General features: G+C 66.5%; 12 protein-coding genes. 7 read left to right on the forward strand and 5 right to left on the reverse strand.

The window, feature by feature from the left end; all coding sequences use genetic code 11:
* Nucleotides 1–3: 3 nt before the first annotated feature.
* Entirely contained in the window at nt 4–432 is a 429-nt protein-coding gene (tatB, locus tag C3E79_RS04285; RefSeq protein WP_108403807.1) for a Sec-independent protein translocase protein TatB, read from the forward strand.
* On the opposite strand, the gene C3E79_RS04290 is transcribed toward tatB, so the two are convergent.
* The gene (locus tag C3E79_RS04290) at nt 429–1,562 is read right to left on the reverse strand and encodes an Mrp/NBP35 family ATP-binding protein (protein ID WP_108403808.1); all 1,134 of its coding nucleotides are present in this window, start codon (nt 1,560–1,562) and stop codon (nt 429–431) included. The genes tatB and C3E79_RS04290 overlap by 4 nt on opposite strands.
* 73 nt (nt 1,563–1,635) lie before the next feature.
* Between C3E79_RS04290 and C3E79_RS04295 the strand changes: the two genes are divergently transcribed.
* Together C3E79_RS04295 and C3E79_RS04300 are read left to right on the forward strand one after the other, a co-directional pair.
* Nucleotides 1,636–2,157 carry a YflT domain-containing protein gene (locus tag C3E79_RS04295; protein ID WP_108403809.1) on the forward strand — a complete coding sequence of 174 codons (522 nt, stop codon included), beginning with the start codon at nt 1,636–1,638 and terminating at the stop codon, nt 2,155–2,157.
* Between the two features lie 41 nt (nt 2,158–2,198).
* The gene (locus tag C3E79_RS04300; RefSeq protein WP_108403810.1) at nt 2,199–2,954 is read left to right on the forward strand and encodes a hypothetical protein; all 756 of its coding nucleotides are present in this window, start codon (nt 2,199–2,201) and stop codon (nt 2,952–2,954) included.
* 16 nt (nt 2,955–2,970) lie between these two features.
* Here C3E79_RS04300 and C3E79_RS04305 read toward each other — a convergent pair whose 3' ends face one another.
* From C3E79_RS04305 to C3E79_RS04315, 3 genes are all read right to left on the reverse strand, one after another.
* On the reverse strand, nt 2,971–6,708 hold the full coding sequence (locus C3E79_RS04305; protein WP_108403811.1) for a multifunctional oxoglutarate decarboxylase/oxoglutarate dehydrogenase thiamine pyrophosphate-binding subunit/dihydrolipoyllysine-residue succinyltransferase subunit: 3,738 nt from the start codon (nt 6,706–6,708) through the stop codon (nt 2,971–2,973).
* A gap of 87 nt (nt 6,709–6,795) precedes the next feature.
* Nucleotides 6,796–10,395: an ABC transporter ATP-binding protein gene (locus C3E79_RS04310; RefSeq protein ID WP_179948336.1), complete on the reverse strand. Its 3,600-nt coding sequence runs from the start codon at nt 10,393–10,395 to the stop codon at nt 6,796–6,798.
* 13 nt (nt 10,396–10,408) lie between these two features.
* Nucleotides 10,409–11,380: a hypothetical protein gene (locus C3E79_RS04315; protein ID WP_235840699.1), complete on the reverse strand. Its 972-nt coding sequence runs from the start codon at nt 11,378–11,380 to the stop codon at nt 10,409–10,411.
* Nucleotides 11,381–11,499: 119 nt separating this feature from the next.
* Here C3E79_RS04315 and C3E79_RS04320 point away from each other — a divergent pair, with 119 nt between their 5' ends.
* Together C3E79_RS04320 and C3E79_RS04325 are read left to right on the forward strand one after the other, a co-directional pair.
* Entirely contained in the window at nt 11,500–13,080 is a 1,581-nt protein-coding gene (locus tag C3E79_RS04320; protein WP_179948318.1) for a carboxylesterase/lipase family protein, read from the forward strand.
* Between the two features lie 118 nt (nt 13,081–13,198).
* Nucleotides 13,199–14,086 carry a DNA primase gene (locus tag C3E79_RS04325; RefSeq protein ID WP_108403814.1) on the forward strand — a complete coding sequence of 296 codons (888 nt, stop codon included), beginning with the start codon at nt 13,199–13,201 and terminating at the stop codon, nt 14,084–14,086.
* A 9-nt stretch (nt 14,087–14,095) separates the two neighbouring features.
* Here the strand turns inward: C3E79_RS04325 and C3E79_RS04330 are convergent, their stop codons facing one another.
* Nucleotides 14,096–14,545 (reverse strand): hypothetical protein, encoded by a 450-nt coding sequence (locus C3E79_RS04330; protein ID WP_108403815.1) that lies wholly within the window; start codon nt 14,543–14,545, stop codon nt 14,096–14,098.
* A gap of 519 nt (nt 14,546–15,064) precedes the next feature.
* Between C3E79_RS04330 and C3E79_RS04335 the strand changes: the two genes are divergently transcribed.
* A complete protein-coding gene (locus C3E79_RS04335; RefSeq protein WP_108405049.1) occupies nt 15,065–16,273 on the forward strand; it encodes an MFS transporter in 1,209 nt (402 codons plus the stop codon).
* A 13-nt stretch (nt 16,274–16,286) separates the two neighbouring features.
* Complete coding sequence (locus C3E79_RS04340) at nt 16,287–17,285, forward strand: nucleoside hydrolase (protein ID WP_108405050.1); 999 nt, start codon at nt 16,287–16,289, stop codon at nt 17,283–17,285.
* Nucleotides 17,286–17,376 lie beyond the last annotated feature (91 nt).

Below are 17,376 nucleotides of genomic sequence, written 5' to 3' on the forward strand. Positions count from 1 at the left end.
GCCGTGTTTTCAAGCATCGGTTGGGGCGAGATCTTCTTCATCGTCATCATCGGGCTGATCGTGATCGGCCCCGAGCGCCTCCCTGAGGTGATCAAGGACGTCCGCGCGGGCATCTACGCGGCGCGCAAGGCCATCGCCAACGCGCGCAAGGAACTCGATGGCGAGCTCGGGGGTTTCGACGAGTTGCGCCAACCTCTCAGCACCGTTACCGAGTACGCGGCCATGGGGCCGCGCAAGGCGATCACGAAGGTCTTTCTCGATGGTGACGAGAGCTTCTTCGAGGATTTCGACCCGCGCAGCCAGCTTGGCGACGCATCGACGGCCCCGCCCAGGCCCCCGGCGGGCTCAGGACCGCGCCCCCGTCCGGAGCAGGGCGCGCCCGCGCCGAAGCGCGAGGGTGGCGCCAGTTTTTCCTGGGCGGATATCACCTAGCGGGGGCTTACCCCGAGGCTCTTTCCCACCAGAGTGGAGCGGCGCACCTTGAGCTTCGCCGCGATCGCGGCAATCGCGCGCGCCGAAGGCGAATCCGGCTCCGAGAGCACGACGGGGGTGCCGTCGTCACCATGGGTGCGCAGCCGCGGATCGAGCGGAACGGAACCGAGCAGCTCGACATCGGCGGAGTCGGTCAAAGCGCTCAATCGCTGGGCCACGGCCTCCCCGCCGCCGGTGCCAAAGACGTCTAAGACGGTGCCGTCCGGCAAGACCATGGCGGACATGTTCTCGATCACTCCAGCGATGGGCTGCCCGGTCTGCTGCGAGATCGTCCCCGCCCGCTCGGCGACCTCTGCGGCGGCGGACTGTGGGGTGGTCACGACGATGAGCTGGGCGTTGGGGATGAGCTGGGCGACCGTGATGGCCACATCTCCCGTGCCGGGAGGCAGATCGAGCAGCAAGACGTCGAGGTCACCCCAATAGACGTCGCTGAGGAACTGCTGGATCGCGCGGGTGAGCATCGGCCCGCGCCACACGATTGGGGCGTTGCCATCGACGAACTGGCCGACGGAGATGTGCCGAACGCCGTGACTGATGGGGGGCATGATCATGTCGTCGACAAGTGTGGGGGCCTGGCCCGCCGAGCCAAGCAGGCCGGGGACGGAATGCCCGTAGATATCGGCGTCGAGCACGCCCACCGTAAGCCCTTCGGCGGCGAGCGCGACGGCAAGGTTGACCGTCATGGAAGACTTGCCCACTCCGCCCTTGCCGGACGCCACAGCAAAGACGCGGGTGCGCGAGTCGGGGTCCGCGAACGGGATCGAGGGGGTGGCCTGGGTGCCGCGCAGCTTCTGGCTCAGCGCCCGGCGCTGCTCGTCGCTCATCGTGTGCATGTGCACGTCGACGCTACTGACCCCGTTGAGTTCTTCAAGAACGGCCCGTGCGTTCGAGTGGATCGTCTCGCGCATTGGGCACCCCGCGATGGTGAGGTAGATGCCGACGGAGACGTCAGAGCCGTCGATAGAAACCGATTCGATCATGTCGAGCTCGGTGATCGGCCGGCCGATCTCGGGGTCTTCGACACGGGAGAGGGCCTCGAGTACCTGTTGCGTGGAGAGTTGCTCAGTCATTGAGTGCAAGTATAAGCGCGCAGCTAGCGGCGGGCGCCATACGGTCGACCGAAAAATGTGTAAACTCTCACCTATGACTAGTGCACAATCCAATTCCCAGCACAACATTCGCCAGGACATCGCCCGCGTCCGCCCCGCCGGGTGGCCGGTTGGTTCCTTCGACACCTACGAAGAGGCGCAACGCGCCGTCGACGGGCTCTCGGACCACGAGTTTAGCGTTGAAGACCTCAAGATCGTCGGCGTCGACCTCATGCAGGTTGAAAACGTCACCGGCCGGCTCACCTGGCCGCGCATTCTCCTCTCCGGGGCCCTCTCGGGCGCGTGGTTCGGCCTCTTCATCGGCCTGATCTTCGCCCTGTTCGCCCTGCCCGGCACGGGCTGGGGCATCTTCGGCTGGTCCATCCTCATCGGCGCGGTCTTCGGCCTCATTTTCGCGGCCGTCGGCTACGCCCTGACGGGCGGTAAGCGTGACTTCGCCTCGATGACCACCATCGTCGCCGGGCGCTACGACATCATCTGCGACCCGCAGTCCGCACCGCGCGCCCGCGACATGATCGCGGAGATGGGTTTCGCGCCCGCCAAGGACGCGCAATAGCCTCCCGCAGCGAGAACTACCGCCCCGGGTAGGATGAGCCCATGCTCACCCGACCTGGATTCACCACCACCGCCGCCGTCGCCCTGTGCGCCGCGGCGGTGTGTGCGCTCGGCGCGTGCGGCCGCCCCGCGGAGACCGCCGCGGAGGGATACATCATCGGGATTAAGCCCGATTCCGTCGAGCAGGAGGTCTTAGGGGAGATCTACCGCGCCCTGCTCGTCTCCGTCGGCCAGCCCGCCACGGTTGAGCGGCTCCCAGCGGCGGCGGGGACTACGGCTGTTGACCTCGTGGGAACGGGAGAGGCGGACGTGGCCATCGCGTGCACGGGCGAGATCCTCGGGCAGCTCAACCCGGCGCTCGCCGAAGAGACGCAGCGCGACATCGAGGAAGACGAAACGGCGGGCGATATGAACGACGACTCCGCCTCCAAGGCCGTCTACGAAGACGCCGTGGGCACCTTTCCCGGCGGGGTGATGACGATCGACCCCTCGCCCGCCGAGGGCTGCGCCGAAAAGGGCGCTCAGCGAGGCGAGGGGACTCTGCCGATGAATATCATCCCGGTGTTTCGCAAGACCGAACTTAACCGGGGACAGGTCAACCGATTGAACTTTGTCAACCGTGTGATCAGCACCGACGACCTCGACGCGATGGTCGGCGAGGTCGAGGGGGGAGCGCCAGTGCGCCGTGTCGTCGCGTCCTGGATGCTCGAGCACACCAAGGTTGGCGTGGACCCGCAGTCCATCGAGGAAGGCGAGTCCGGCGCCTCGGACAAGCTGCTCGACCAGCCGCCCGTCTAGCCAGCGCGGCAGGAAGCTAGACGGCGAAGGCCTCGTCGATGAGCTGGCGCTCTTCCTGCTGGTGCACCTTGGCCACGCCGGTCGCCGTCGTCGACTGGGAGCGGCGGGAGACGCGGACCATCTCCGGCATATTGTCCACGAGCTGGCGCAGGTGCTCGTTGTAGAACGGCCACGGGCCCTGGTTGGCGGGCTCATCCTGAACAAACCGGATCTGCTTCGCGTTGGGGTAGTTGGCAAACGCGTCGGAGAGGCGGTTGAACGGGATGGGGTGGAGCATCTCGATGCGCACGATGGCCACGTCGTCGCGCTTGTCCTTCTGGCGGCGCTTGTCCAGCTCCCAGTAGATCTTGCCCGAGCACAGGAGGATCGTGGTCACCTTCGAGTGGTCCGCGCCTGCGACCTTGGTGTTTCCGCGCTCGACGAAGAAGGGATCGTCGATGACGGACTGGAATCGATCGACCTCGATGAAGTCGGACGGCTGCGAGACCGCGGCCTTGTTGCGCAGCATCGACTTCGGGGTGAAGACGATGAGCGGACGCTTCATGTCGCCGAGGGCCTGGCGACGCAGGAGGTGGAAGTGGTTCGCCGGGGTAGACGGCTGAGCAACCGTCATTGAGCCCTCGGCGACGAGCTGCAGGAAGCGCTCGATGCGCGCCGAGGAGTGATCCGGTCCCTGGCCCTCGTATCCGTGGGGGAGAAGGGCGATGAGCCCGGAGAGCTGGCCCCACTTCGTCTCGCCGGAGGAGATGTATTCGTCGATGATGGTCTGGCCGCCGTTGGCGAAGTCGCCGAACTGGGCCTCCCACGCGACGACCGCTGAACGGTTGCCAATGGTGTAGCCGTACTCGAAGCCGAGGCCTGCGTATTCGGTAAGCGCCGAGTTAAACACCTGGAAGCGCCCGCCGTTGCCGGCGTTGACCGCGTTGACGTCGAGCGGGTTGAGCAGGTCTCCGGTCTCCGGGTCGTAGAGCACAGCGTGGCGCTGGGTAAACGTGCCGCGCTGGGAGTCCTCGCCGGCGAGACGGACGAGCTTGCCCTGCTCGGCGAGCGAGCCGAAGGCGAGCAGCTCGCCCCAGCCCCAGTCGATGTCGCCTTCGCTTAGCGACGCCCCACGCTTCTTCAACACCGAGTTCAGCCGCTTGTTCGGCGTGAAGTCCGCCGGCAAGTTGGCGTACGCGTCGGCCAGGCGGGCGAAGGTCTCCTTTGAGATGTTCGTGCTCAGGCCGGTGGTCAGCTCCTGAGCCTCGGTGATGCCCGTCTGCTCGCTCGGCTTGCCTTCGCTGGCCTTGACGTCGGAGAAGACGGAATCCAGCTGGTCGTGGAAGTCCTGCGCGGCGATGTCCGCCTCGTCGGCGGTGATGTCGCCGCGGCCGATCAGGTCGTTGGTGTAGCGGGTGCGCACCGTCGGGTGGGCCTGGATCTTCTCGTACATCAGCGGCTGGGTCACCGTCGGGTCGTCGGCCTCGTTGTGGCCGCGCAGGCGGTAGCAGATGAGGTCGATGAAGACGTCCTTGCCAAACTCGCGGCGGTACTCGGTGGCGAGCTGCGCGACCCAGGCCGCAGCCTCGGGGTCGTCGCCGTTGACGTGGAAGACCGGGCAATCGAAGCCCTTGGCCAGGTCGGTGGCGTAGTACGTCGAGCGGCCGGAGTCCGGGGTAGTGGTAAAGCCGATCTGGTTGTTCACCACGATGTGCACGGTGCCGCCCACGGTGTAGCCGGTGAGGTTGGACAGGTTGAGCGTCTCTTGCACGATGCCAAGCCCGGCGAAGGAGGCGTCGCCATGAAGCATGAGCGGCACGATCGGGTGGTCCGTGCGGCCCTTCGTGCGGCTTGCCTCGTCGTCTTTCGCGCGCGCCATGCCCACCATGACCGGGTCAACGGCCTCGAGGTGGGAGGGGTTGGCAGCGAGCGAGACCTTGATCTCACCGTCGCCGAACATCTGGATGTGCTCGCCCTCGAAGCCGAGGTGGTATTTCACGTCGCCGGAGCCACCCTGCTGGGCGGACTGCATGTTGCCCTCGAACTCGTTGAAGATGGTGGAGACGGGCTTGCCCACGATGTTGAACAAGACGTTGAGGCGGCCGCGATGCGGCATACCGATGACGACTTCCTCGAGGCCCTGGCCCGCCGCGGTGTCGATGACCGCGTCCATGAGCGGGATGAGGGTCTCCGCGCCCTCGAGGGAGAAGCGCTTCTGGCCGAGGTACTTCGTCTGCAGGAAGTTCTCAAATGCTTCCGCGGCATTGAGCTTTTGCAGAATGTACTTCTGCTCGGCGTTGGTCGGCTTCGGCATTCCGGCCTCGATGCGGTCGCGCAGCCACTCGCGCTCGTCGCGGTCGAGGATGTGAGTGTATTCGGCGCCAACGTGGAGGGTGTAGGCCGCGCGCAGGCGAGAGAGTACCTCGCGCAGCGTCATCGTTTCCTTGCCGCCGAACCCGCCGACGTGGAACGTGCGGTCGAGGTCCCACAGAGTCAGCCCGTGGGTCTCCATATCGAGGTCGCGCGAATCCGGCTTCGGCAGGCCGGGCTGGTGCCAGCTCAGCGGGTTCGTATCCGCGATGAGGTGGCCGCGGGAGCGGTAGGCCTCGATGAGCTGCATGACGCGGGTGTCCTTGTTGATGCCGGAGTTCGGCAGGTCCTGCGCCCACCGCAGCGGGGCGTAGGGGATGCCCATCGCGGCGAAGATCTCGTCCCAGAATGCGTCATCGATAAGCAGCTGCGAGATGGTGCGCAGGAACTCGCCCGACTCCGCGCCCTGGACCACGCGGTGGTCGTAGGTAGAGGTTAGCGTCACGAGCTTGCCCACACCGAGTTCAGCCAGTCGGTCCTCGGAGGCGCCGGCGAACTCAGCGGGGTAGTCCATCGCCCCGACGCCGACGATGGTGCCGATACCGTTGGTCAACCGCGGGATGGAGTGGCGGGTGCCAATGCCGCCGGGGTTGGTCAGCTGGATGGTCACCCCCTGGAAGTCATCGACGGTGAGCTTGTTGTCCCGGGCCCTGGTGACAATGTCTTCGTAGCCCTCGACGAACTTGTCAAAGGAGAGGTTCTCGCACTCTTTGATCGAAGCGACGACGAGGGCGCGGGTGCCGTCCTTCTGTGGCAGGTCGATGGCGAGGCCGAGGTTGATGTGCTCCGGCTGGACGACGAACGGCTTGCCGTTTTCCACCTTGTAATTGACGTTCATGCCCGGGTGGAGCTGGGCTGCCTTGACCACGGCGTAGCCAATGATGTGCGTAAAGGAGATCTTGCCGCCCCGTGTGCGGGTGAGGTGATCGTTGACCAAGGAGCGGTTTTCGAACATGAGCTTGACAGGCATGTCTCGCACCGACGTTGCCGTCGGCAGCGACAGAGACGCATCCATGTTCTTGGCGATGGACTTGTAGATGCCCTTGAGCTGCTTCTCGCCGGGCTCGCGCTCCACGGAGCCGAGTTTCTCTAACGGGGAAGCTGTCTTCCTGCGGGCCGGTTTGGCCGGCTTTAACGCTTCGTCCACGTGGGTTGCGCGGCCGTCCTGGCTCGGCGCGCCGGTGGTGCGGGAGACACGGGGATCGGTCTTCTTGCGCTCTGCGCCGGCGGACGTCGTGCCCGAAGCGGGGGTAGCAACGCTCCCCCCGGAGGTGACCTTTGATGAGCTGTCCCGTGCAAACAGGTCGCGCCACTCCGGGTCAACGGAGCTCGGGTCCTGTTGATACTGCTGGTACATCTCGTCGACTAACCAGTCGTTTTGCCCGAAAGTGCTGTCGCTGCTCACGGCAGGTGCTCGCCTCACTTCTGTGTTTGATTGCGCTAACGTCATCGACTCTAATGAACAGCCCACAACGCGGGGTAACCACCCCCGCTAGCGGTGGGCGGACCACATCCTGGCGTATTGCCCTCCAGCTGCCAGGAGCTCGTCGTGGGAACCGTCTTCCATGATACGTCCTTGGTTGACAACGAGTATTCGGTCGGCCCGCCGCGCGGTGGCGAGCCGGTGGGCAACGATGATCGCGGTGCGCCCGGCGGCGGTGTGTTCGGTCGCTTCCAGCACCAGCGCCTCGGTCGCGGGGTCGAGGGTGGCGGTGGCTTCGTCGAAGAGCACGACGCCCGGCTCGAGCATCTCTGCGCGCGCGAGCGCGATGATCTGCCGCTGCCCGGAGCTCAAGCCCCGCCCGCGCTCGCCGACGTCGTGGTTGAACCCGCCGGGGATCGACGCGATGATCCCCAGGGCGCCGATGCGCGCCACGGCGGCCTCGATCTGCTCCTCGGTTGCCCTGTCGACCCCGTAGGCGATGTTCTCGGCCACCGTGCCGGGAAAGAGGTACGCCTCCTGCGGCACCTGCGCGAGCGCGCGGCGCCAGTCCTTTAAGGGGAAGCGGGCAATATCGCGTGACGACGCCCGAATCGCCCCTTCCGTCGGGTCGTAGAAGCGCGCGAGGAGTTTGATGATGGTCGATTTCCCCGCGCCCGTCGGCCCAACAAGCGCGACGGTCTCGCCCGGCGCGAAGGTGACGGTCACGTCGCGCAGCACGAGCGCCGCCTCACCCCCGGCCGGGTCGTAGGAAAAGGAGACGGCGTCCATTTCGAGCGGCCCGCGGGCGGCCTCGGCGGCGCCCGGGGCGCGCCCGGTGTCCGCCACGGTCGTGCGCGTGGAGAGCAGCTCCGTGATGCGCCCGAAGCTCACGGTGGCCTGCTGCCATGAATCGAAAAGCGCACCGAGCTGTTGGATGGGCCCGTAGAGCAACCCGAGGTACATCGTGAAGGCGACGAGGACGCCGACGCTCAGGTCCCCGCTAGCCACCCGTCCGGCCCCGGCGCCGACGACCGCGGCCGTCATCACCTGGGAGATAGCCTGCATGCCGGGGAAGTAGAGGGCCAAGAGGTTCACCGAGCGCATCCGCATGCGGCGGTAGGACTCGCTGGCGGCCGCGAAGGAGGCGAGCGAGGCCGCCTCGGCGCGGTGGGTCTGGGTGATGCGGATCCCGCCGATGCGCTCGGCAAACTCCCCGTTGACCAGCGAGATCTGCGCGCGGGCGGCATGGTAGTAGCGCTTGGAGAGGATCCGGAAGACCACCGTCGCCGCCACGATGACGGGCACGGCCGCGAGCGCGACCAGCGTGAGCTGGCGGTCCGTGGCCACGAGCATGACAACAACGCCGACGAGCGTGCCGGCGGCGACGATCGACTGGGCCAAGCCGGTTTGCAAAAAAGACGACAAGGTATCGATGTCCGTGGTCATCCGCGTCATAATCCGCCCGGAGAGGTTGCGCTCGAAGTAGCTCAACCCCAGCTGCTGCAGGTGGGCGTAGCTGCGCAGGCGCAACCCGTAGAGCAGCCGCTCGCCGGCACGCGCGCTAAGCGTCGTAACCAAGGATTCGGCGGCCCACGCGCACACGACGACGCCGAGCGCTGCGGCCCCGACCACCCATAGCGCACCCGTATCGCCGGGGACGATACCCCTGTCGATCGCGGCGCGGATTAAGGTGGGCAGCGCGAGCTCGGCAAGCACGCCGACGACGAGCAGCGCGACGGTTGCGGCGATAAGCCAGCGCACCGCCCGGAACAACCGGGAGAGACTGAACTCGCCGACCGGGTTGCGCAGCGCAGCGCGCGCGCCGGCTCCAAGCCCCGGGTCCTCGGTGGCCGGCGGGAGTGCGCGTATCCGCGCGAGGAGCTCCGGGGTGGCGGTGCCGACGCGGGGTGTGCGCTGCACTTCCGGCCACAGCTCCTCGCGGGGGATGACGGCGGGGCGAGCGGGCGCATCGTCATCCGGTTCCATCAGCGCGCGGTAGGCCGGCGTGGCCACGACGGCGTCGCGCGGGCCGAGCTCGACGACGCGGCCGCGCTCGACTACGGCGACGCGCTCGGCGCGATCGACGGTGGATTGGCGGTGCGCCACGGCGATGACGGTCACGCCCGCGAGGTGAGCCCGCAAGTTGTCGAGGATGACCGCCTCGGTCTCGGCGTCGATGGCGCTCGTGGCGTCGTCAAGCAGCAACACCTTGGGGGAGGAGAGCAGAGCGCGAGCCAGGGCGATGCGCTGGCGCTGGCCGCCGGAGAGGGTGAGGCCCCGCTCGCCGACGACGGTGTCGTAGCCCTCCGGTAGTTCCTCGATGAAGCTCGCCGCAGCAGCCATCCGGGCAGCGGCGCGGACCTCTGCGTCGGTCGCGCCGCTGTCCATCGCGATGTTGTCCCGGATGGAGGAAGAGAACAAAAACGCCTCGTCGAACACGCAGGTCACCTTCGACCGGATGTCGGCGGAGTGGAGGCGGGAATAATCGGTGCGTTTCCCTGAGGCGTCGAGAAGCGAGATGCTGCCCGCATCTGGGGCGTAGAACGCGCCCGCGAGCGCCACCGCCATCGACTTGCCCGCCCCGGCCGGTCCAACGAGCGCGACGACCTCGCCGGGGCGCGCTTTGAGGCTGAACCCGTCGAGCACGCGTTCGCCGCCGGACGAGTAGGACACGGAGTCGAACTCAATGCCCAACGCGCCGGGCGGAGGGGAGAGCGCATCGGCGGGCTCCGCGCGCTGCGGCGAGAGGGTGAGGACCTCATCGAGGCGGTCGAGCGAGCTCATGCCCATCTGCAGCCGCACGTACTGGTTGGTGAGCATCGACATCAGCGACGACATCGACGAGAGGTAGGCGGTAAACGCGACGAAGCCGCCCACGCTGATGCCGCCTCCCGCCGCGATGAGGCCGCCGAGGACGATGGTGACCACGAGCGCCAGCTTCGGGAGCTGCGACAAAACGGGCTGGAAGCGGGCGGTGAGTCGGGCCGTTCGCATCTTCGCTGCGTAAAGCCTGCGGCCGAGCTCATCGAGCCGGTCGATCTCGCGGTCCTCGCGCCCGAACGCCTTGACCACGCGTACGCCGGAGACCGTTTGCTCAACGTGGCTGGCCACATCCGCGGCGGCGTGTTGGTTGACCCAGGTCGCGGCGTAGAGCGCGCGGCGGGAACGATTGGCTTCCCACAAAATGAGAGGCATGAACGCCAGCGAGAGCGCCGTGAGGCGTAAGTCCATCGCCGCCATGATGACCAGGGTGGCGGCGAGCTGCAGCGCGCGCGTGAGAAACATCGGCGCCGAGCCAAGCACGACGTGGAACTGGTTGAGGTCCGAGATCGAGCGCGAGATGATCTCGCCGGTGACGATGTCGTCTTGGCCCGGCCCGTCGAGTCGCTGCAGCGTTTCAAGCAGGCCTGTGCGCACCCAGTGCTGCGAGCTCGCAGCCAGGTGCCCTGAGCTGTGGCGGCGCACCCAGCTCAGCGCGTAAGTCAGCAGCGCGAGCCCCACCATTGCCCAGGCGATCGGGCCTACCGAACCGGCGGCCTCGCCCGTGGCTACGTCGACAGCGCGCCCGGTGAGCGCAGGCAGGGAGGCCTGTGCAAAAGCGGCGATGATCGCAGCGCCGAACGCCGCAGCCGCGGCGGCACGGTTGGCCGCAAGCGCTCTGTAAAACAGGCGCGGGAAAGGCCTAGCTGCGCCGACGGCGGAAGAACCGCCTGCCGGCCGACGTATCGCTTTCGTTGCCTTGCTCCTTCACTGTCGCTGCCGAGTCGTCGCTGTCGCCGCTGCCGTCGCTGCCGTCGCTCTTGCCGGGCGTGATCGCCGAGACGACGAAACCAATGAACTCCCGCGGCGAGGAGGCCCGCTTGACGTCCTTTTCTTCCTCGCTCTCCGTGGCGGGCAGCGCCTCGGCGAAGCGCTGCGGAAGGGGGCCGAGCGAGGAGGCGATGTTATCGCGCACCACGCGCGCGAGCTTGCGGTTGGCCATGGTGCCCGCCACCGCGCCGACGCCCAAGGGGAGGAACTTGCCCAGCCAGGCGCGGCGCAGGCGCTTGGTCACGCTGCGCAGCGCGGCGCGCGTCAAGATGTTGTTCGCCTCCACGAGGGTCGGACCGGAAAAGCGCGAGAGGGTGCGGAGGTTGCTCACCCCGCCCTGCGCACCGAGGATTGTGTCGACGATCGCGAGCCCCTGGGCGCCGGTGAGGGCGACGAGCACGACGGCGCGGCGGCGCTGCGGATCGTCGATGTCGACCCCGCGCAGGTAGGCGCTGGCCACGGTGTAGAAGGCAGCGAGGTCGAGGAAGACGACGGATTCACTCGCGATCGCCGCGGCCCCGGTGACCAGCCCGATGCCGGGCACGGCCGAGGCAAGCCCCGCGCCGGCGCCCGTGCCGGAGACGGTGGTGCGGAAGTGGCGGTCCATCTTTTCTTGCACCTGCGCCGGGGTCGCCTCAGGGTTTTGGCGACGCAGCCAGTGGACGTAGGCCTTGATGCTGGACGATTGCAGCCGGACGGCGGTATCGACGGCTGTGATGAAGCTCTTGCCCATCCAGCCCGCCTGCGCCTCCAGCGTCGCGGGGTCGGAGTGGATGGCGTCGGTAATAATGTCTGAGGCCGCCTGGCCGTTACCCAGGTGGTGCGATTCAAAGCGCCCGAACATGGTCTTCTCCTTGGATAGGTCTCTGCGGCTCGGTCCATTCTAGAAGATCCGCCCGCGCGCGGCGCGCCGGAGCGGTGTATACCGTATACATTGAGCAATGCGAAAGCGAGGCCAACGCAGTGGCGCAACAAGGTCCCGTGGTGCGCACCTCCTCGGGGCAGGTGCGTGGCGTCGTCGACCCGCTCACCGGCGCGCGCACCTGGCGCGGGGTGCCCTTTGGTGCGTCGACGGCCGGCCCGCAGCGCTTCCGCGCGCCGCGCCCTGCCCCCGAGTGGGAGGGTGTGCGGGAGGCCGTCGAGTACGCGCCCCCGGCGGTGCAGACGACGCTGAGCCTGCGGGAGACCGTGGTGGGCAGCGAGGATTGCCTCACGCTCGATGTGGTGCGCCCGGATACCGACGACGAGCTGCCCGTCGTGGTGTATTTTCACGGCGGTACCTTCGTCACCGGCGCCTCGCACGAAAAGGTCCTGCAGGGCCACTACCTGGCCCAATCGACCAACGTGGTCTACGTTTCGGTGAACTTTCGCCTCGGCGCGCTGGGGTATTTGGACATGCGTTCGCTGGGCGATGATTGCGTGGCTAACCCCGCGCTCTACGATCAGATCCTCGCGCTGCGCTGGGTGCACGACAACATCGCCGCGTTCGGTGGCAACCCCGGCGCGGTGACCTTGATGGGGGAGTCCGCCGGGGGCGCGGCGGTGCTGCATCTGATGTGTGCGCCCGCCGCGCGGGGGTTGTTCCATCGGGCGATTGCGCAGTCGCCGCCGTCGGCAAGCGTGCACTCGCGCGTGCAGGCAGCGATGTGGGTGCGCAAGCTTATCGACGGCCTCTCCCTGCCCCGCGATACAACACTGGCCGACCTACGCGCCGTGCCGGCCGATGATATCGTGCGGGTTGGCCGCTCGATGATGCTTACGGGCAAGGAGGTCGTGCAGTTTAACACTGCGTTTATGCCTACCGTCGATGGGTCGAGCCTGCCCCGCCACCCGATCGATGCGTTCGCCGCGGGGGAGCAGGCTTCCGTGCCGTTGATTATTGGGACGAATTCCGACGAGGCGAGCTTTGCCAAGGCGATGTACCAGACCACACGGTCGCGGCAGCGCGCTGCGCGCCGGGCCCTGGAGGTCTTCGACGCGGAGAACGCCCTCATGGTGCTCAAGGCCTACGGCTACGCAGGCGGGCGCGCCGATTTTGCGGACCTCATCGCCGATGCAGTGTTTTGGGCGCCCTCGGTCATGCTCGCCACCGCGCATCGTGTTTCCGCTCCGACCTGGATGTACAGGTTCGACTACGCATCGACCGCGATGCACCTGCTGGGGCTCGGCGCGATGCACTCGGCGGATCTTGTCGCGGTGTTCGGCGACCCGTATGCCACCCGGGTCTCAAAATTAGATCGCTTCGGATCGAGGGAGGCATTCGAAGAGGTCAGCCGCGAGATGCAGGCGCATTGGGGCGCGTTCTTCCACACAGGCAGGCCGGGAGAGAAGTGGCCGGAGTACGGTTTCCGCCGCGATGATCGCCCGGGCCGCGCGACAGCGGTGTTCGGGAAGGGTTTTGCGGTGGAGTACGACCCGAAGGCGGCGCAACGCAGGGCGTGGGAGGGCTTTGACATGCGCCAGTGGGGAAACAATCGCGATGATCTGATGGAGTCACTGGCGGAGTTCTTCGGCTTCGATATCCCGGAAAGCGACGACGAGTAAAGAGTGTCTGGTCGGCGCGAGTTCTGCGCGTGTATCAGCGGGGCGGGCGTTTCGCCGCTAGGCTGGGGCCGTCGCACGTGACACATCGAGTTTTCCCACTTGGAAGGAATGGTTCGCCGTGAGCTTTTTCGAGGATATCGCCGCCGCATTGGACCGTGACGGCATCGAATCGCGCGTCCACGATGAGACCATGTTCGTCCCGATCACCGCGGACGTGGAGATCCAATTTGTCGAGATTGACCCGCACCTGCCGGCCGCGAACGTCTATATCGCCGCGGCCGACGTCGATGAGGACGACGAGGAGTTTGAGGCCGTGCTGGTCTCCGTCGTGTTCTCTGTCGAGGACGCGGTGAACACAGTGAGCGAGCACGTCGCCACAGACCAAGTGGTGACCGTGCTCCGCGACTTGCACGAGGCGACCGACGAACGGATCAGCGATCTGGAGTTCTTCCCCGACCCGGTCAACACCCAGCTCATGCGCGCTGAGGTGGGACAGAGCGCCGAGCTGCAGGTCTTGGTCGAGGTTGTCGACGGGGAGCCGTGCGCATCTGTGACTTTTGTCGCGCTGGCGGAAAGCTACGATGACCTTGTCGACGATGCGATCGGGGAGCTGTGGGAATCCGACGGGGATGCCGAGCTCACCGACGAGGACCGGGCGCGTCTGTTTGAGACCATCCACGCTGAGGCCGTTGCAGAGGCCGAGGTGCTCGATCTCGGCCGTTTCGCGGATTTCGACAGGCTTTTCGACGTCCTCTCGCTCGCCGCCGACCAAGCCGAGGAGTGGGAGGCCCAGCTCCTGCCCGTTGAAGATGGCTTCGACGAGCCCGAGGTCTACGACATCTTTGGGCGCGACGGCCTCGATGACGAGCTCGAAGGGCTTGACGATGTCGATGATGATGACGAGGAAGGCTTCGACGACGACTTCGATTTCGACGACGAAGACGAAGACAACCCCGCGGCCGGCATCGACCCCGAGTCCCAGGTCCCGCTCAACGACGAGGTCTAGGCAGCCGGCTTAGGCGGCAAACATCCCGTCGAACATTGAGGCTGGGGAAAACACCGGCCGGAACGTCCTATCGGCGAGCCACACGAAGGTAGCCGCTCGCGAGGCGGGTAGCGCGTGCACGGCGTCGGCAAATTCCTCAGTGACCAGTGCGTCGACCCATGCACGGGCGAGCGTGCCGTCGACCGGGACGCCCGTGGGGTCTGCGATGCGGATCTCGATGAGATAGGCGGGCACGTGTTGTTCGCCCCAACCCTGAATTCGCGCCCTCGCTCGTGGACCGACACGACGACGAGTGATGGCCGCGGAGAGCCTCGGTCCGGAATCGAGAGGAGGAAGTGCCTTCACGGGCGGGCGCCACGCGGCGCTCGGGCGCGCGAGCGAACGCGGGTGGTGAATGATGGTGTGGAGGTCTTCGAGGGCGAGGGGATGGCGGTGGGCGATGGCAGTGGTGTGTGTCATGGCTTAAAAAGTAGAACACCGGTGCGACACGGCATGAACGGATGTAGAACATTTGTTCTAAAAAGTTTGTCGGTGATCAACGGATCTCCAGAGCGCGAAGGGCTCTCTGGAGAGGATTGTGACTCTGCAGCTGCAGAGTGGGAAGGGTTTCGGCCTCGGCGGGGGCTCCGCATTGCGGAGTTTTCCGGCCCGTCCCTCGACTCCGCAGCTGCAGAGTGAACCTCCCGCTGACTCCGCATTGCGGAGTTTTCCGGCCCGTCCCTCGACTCCGCAGTTGCAGAGTCACCCCCTGTGGACTCCGCATTGCGGAGTTTTTCCGGCCGCACCTCGACTCCGCAGTTGCAGAGTGAACTTCCCGCTGACTCCGCGTTGCGGAGTTTTTTCGGCCGCACCTCGACTCCGCAGCTGCAGAGTCACCCCCGCAGGCTCCGCAGCTGCAGAGTCATCCAACCTCGAATGAAGCCGCGCGCACCACCCCGCGCCACCGAGATGGCTTGTGAGGGCTACCCTGAGGTCGACATGTCTACACCGTTGCCCTCGCAGTCCTCCGCGCCGAAGATCCCGGCCACCATCTGGGTGCTGACAGCCGCAGCCTTTGTCATTGCGCTCGGATACGGGTTTATTGCGCCCATTCTTCCGCAGTTCACGGCAAGCTTTGGTGTGTCCATGGCCGCTGCTGGTGCTGTGGTCTCTGTCTTCGCCGCCGCCCGCCTTCTTGGTGCGCCGGGTGCGGGGCTTCTGGTGGATAAGCTCGGCTCCCGGCCTGTCTACATAGCGGGCCTGCTCATCGTCGCTGTATCTACGTTCTTTGTTGCGTATGCGCAGGCGTATTGGCACGTCTTCGCCTTGCGCTTTATCGCGGGGTTTGGCTCGACGATGTTTACTCTCTCCGCCCAGGCCCTCATTGTGAGGGTTGCGCCGCCGACGATCCGCGGCCGCGCGAGCGCGGTGTACGCTTCTGCGTTCCTGCTCGGCAACATCATTGGCCCCATCATGGGGGCGCTGCTCGCCTCCCTCGGATACCGCATCCCGTTTGCCGTCTACGGCGCGGGCGTTGCTTTGGCCGCGGGGATCGTGTGGGTGGCCACCTCCTCCCCGAGGCGCCGGGCGCCGCTCCCGCCGAAGCTCCCCCCGATGCGGTTTGCAGACGCCGCTGCGTTGCCAACGTACCAGGCGCTGTTGACCTCTGGTTTTGCTAACGGGTGGGCGAACTTGGGCGCGCGGGTGTCCGTCTTGCCGCTGTTCGCGGCCAGCGTCTTCGCTAATGGCGCCGCTGCCGCGGGTCTGGCGCTCACAGCGTTCGCGGTGGGAACCGCGATTACGTTGCAGTTCTCCGGGCGCTTGGCTGATAGGTTGGGGCGCAAGCCGCTGATTGTCGCAGGCCTGGCCGCTACAGCGGTGTTTACGGGCTTCCTCGGCTTTGCCACAAGCGTGTGGGCGCTGCTTCTTATGTCCGTCTGTGCCGGGGTGGGCGGCGGGTTGATGAACCCGGCTCAGCAGGCGGCGTTGGCGGATATCGTCGGCAATGAGCGCTCAGGCGGTAAGGTACTCTCGACGTTTCAGATGACGATGGACGCGGGCCAGATTTTCGCCCCGATTATCGTGGGCATGTTGGCGCAGTCCGTCGGGTTTGCCGCCGCTTTTGCTTCGTGCGGGGCGATCGCTGCGGTGTCTTTGGCAGTGTGGCTGGTGCGCGGGGTTGACACCCTCGCAGCGGAAAAGAACTAGGGAGGTGCGGGCTATCAAGCGCGTCATCATCGATTGTGACCCGGGAATTGACGATTCGCTGGCGTTGATCTACCTCGCAGCACTGCACCACGAGGGTGCCATCGAGCTAGAGGCGGTGACCACGAGCGCCGGCAACGTCGGGGCGGAGCAGTGCGCCATTAATGCGGCGTGGGTGCTCGCGCAGTGCGGGCTGCGCACGGTCTCGCTTGCGGCGGGTCTGCCGGGCCCCCTCGTCTACAGCTTGACGACGACCCCGGAGACCCACGGCCCGACAGGCGTGGGGTATGCCACGGCACCCGATCGCCACGTGGAGCACGATTGGGATGCCTTATGGTGCGATGCGATCGAGCGCAGTACCGAGGACCTCCACCTCATCGTCACCGGGCCGCTGACCAACCTCGCGGCCTTCGCGCAGCTCCACCCGGGCCATTTCGCTCGGCTGCGCCACATCACCGTCATGGGTGGAGCGTTTTTCTATCCCGGTAACACCACTCCGAGCGCGGAGTGGAATTTCTGGGTCGACCCGCACGCCGCCGCCGAGGTTTTTTCCCGCACGCCTGTGCCGGTGACCGTGTGCTCTCTCGGGCTCACCGAGCAGATGGTGATTGATCCTGCGGCGCTGCGCAGGTGCGTCGATACGCTGGGGCCCGCCCCGATTGCCGCCGAGCTTGGGGAGATGATGCGCTTCTACTTCGAGTTCCACGACGAGATGGGGGAGGGCTACCTCGCGCAGGTCCACGACTTGCTCACGGCGCAAGTGGCGCTGGGCGCCCTGCGTGTCGACGCCCACGCCGCCACCGTCGACGTCGAGGCCGATTCCGAACTCATGCGCGGGACCTCGGTGGAAGACACCCGCGGGTTTTTCGAGCGAGAGGCAAACGCCGTGGTGGTCACGGGCGCCGATATTGAGCAGGCCCATCGGGAGTTCCTGCGGGCCTGCGAGGTGCACGCGAAGTTCTTCGGCGGCAGCCGCGACCTCGAGCGGGCGCGCGACGCCCGCGCCGAGGACTAGTCGGCCGAAGGTGCCCTTATACGCAAGGCGTAGCAAGGCTCTCCCTGGGGGTACCCGCCAGGGAGAGCGTTTTCGTTTGGCAGTGCTTCCC

This window comes from Corynebacterium liangguodongii (genome assembly GCF_003070865.1).
Taxonomy (GTDB): Bacteria; Actinomycetota; Actinomycetes; order Mycobacteriales; family Mycobacteriaceae; genus Corynebacterium; species Corynebacterium liangguodongii.

Excerpts from the sequence above, each read along its gene's own strand:
- C3E79_RS04330 (WP_108403815.1), bottom strand. The coding sequence starts at position 14,545 with ATGACACACACCACTGCCATCGCCCACCGCCATCCCCTCGCCCTCGAA.
- C3E79_RS04295 (WP_108403809.1), top strand. The coding sequence starts at position 1,636 with ATGACTAGTGCACAATCCAATTCCCAGCACAACATTCGCCAGGACATC.
- C3E79_RS04300 (WP_108403810.1), top strand. The coding sequence starts at position 2,199 with ATGCTCACCCGACCTGGATTCACCACCACCGCCGCCGTCGCCCTGTGC.
- C3E79_RS04315 (WP_235840699.1), bottom strand. The coding sequence starts at position 11,380 with ATGTTCGGGCGCTTTGAATCGCACCACCTGGGTAACGGCCAGGCGGCC.
- C3E79_RS04335 (WP_108405049.1), top strand. The coding sequence starts at position 15,065 with ATGTCTACACCGTTGCCCTCGCAGTCCTCCGCGCCGAAGATCCCGGCC.
- C3E79_RS04290 (WP_108403808.1), bottom strand. The coding sequence starts at position 1,562 with ATGACTGAGCAACTCTCCACGCAACAGGTACTCGAGGCCCTCTCCCGT.